The 1,245-nt window shown below is 75.5% G+C and carries 1 protein-coding gene and 1 pseudogene; both read left to right on the top strand.

Translation table 11 applies throughout. The annotated features are described in order from the left end of the window. Positions 1-580 (top strand): annotated as a pseudogene (locus tag MHW47_RS35525) (SAM-dependent methyltransferase); the annotation flags it as partial. A gap of 235 nt (positions 581-815) precedes the next feature. Then, positions 816-1,245: hypothetical protein (locus tag MHW47_RS35530; protein WP_239227917.1), on the top strand; the 430-nt coding region annotated here is incomplete at its 3' end.

Genomic DNA, 1,245 nt, shown 5'->3' on the forward strand with positions numbered 1-1,245 from the left:
CGCCCCCGCCACCCCCGCGCACCGCCCGCACACCACCCTCGGCGAACTCGCCCGCGCCGGCGCCCTCCAGCTCCGGCACGGCGGCCCCGGCACCGGAACCGGCCCCGTCCTCACCGAACACGACGTGCTCACGGGCACCGGCCCCTCCGGCAGCCTGCCCGCCGACGGCACGCCCGAGGAACCCGTCCTCGTCGAAGCCGGCGACGTCGTCGTCCCCGTACTCGGCGGCGTCACCGTCGTCCGCGTCGTGGACGAGGCCACCGCGGGCGCCGCGCTCGGCCGCAACCTCCAGCTGCTGCGCCCCGATCCGGCCGTGCTCGACCCCTGGTTCCTCGCCGGTTTCCTGCGCGGCACCACCACCAACCGGCAGGCCAGCAGCCACGCCTCCACCGCGACCCGGCTGGACGCCCGCCGCCTCCAACTGCCGCGCCTGCCCCTGGCCGAACAGCGGCGCTACGGCGAACGCTTCCGCGCGCTCGCCGCGTTCGAGGACGCCCTGCGGCTCGCCGGCCGCCTCGGCGGACAACTCGTCCAGGGCCTCTACGACGGCCTGACGGACGGCACGGTCACCCCGGAATGACAGCGGGGGCGGCGGGCCGGACGAAGGGCGCGGTCACGCGGAAGTGATCGGAACCACAACGGTTCCGCACAACCCCGGCACCCCTGTCGGTGTCGCCCCTTACGCTCGATCCCGTACGCCCGCACCCGTGCGCGCGTACCTTCCACGACCAGGCATTCCAGGAGCAGCCATGTACGCGTCGGGTCCTGCGCCCACGGCGCCGCGCAAAGTCCCCAGCCCGGCCTGGATCGTGTCCATGCGCGTGCTGTTCCCCCTGCTCGCGATCGGCTCGATGGGACTGCTGCTGTGGGCGCCGCTGGTCCGCCTCGCATGCGTCCGCCGCCGCGCCGCCGACTGGTGGACGGCCGCCGCCGGCTTCGTCCTCGTCTGCGTGCTGCTGCCGATCATCGGCCGCGACGGCTCGGAAGCCGACCCCAACGGCGTCGACTACGTGTGCATCCCGCTGCTCCTCCTGGCGATGGCGGGCGCCTGCGTGTACTACCTCGTGGCCGACGTCCGCCACCACGCCCGCCTCACCGGCAAGGGCGCCGGCCTCCCGCACTCCCCCTACGCCTACGCGACCACCGTCCCGCTGACCGCCCAGCCGTACGGACCGCCCCACCCCCTGCCCCCCACCCGCTGCCCCCAGCCCGGCGACCTGCCGCAGACCCCCCTCCCGCAGCCCG

This window comes from Streptomyces sp. OfavH-34-F (assembly GCF_022347745.1).
Classification (GTDB): Bacteria; Actinomycetota; Actinomycetes; order Streptomycetales; family Streptomycetaceae; genus Streptomyces.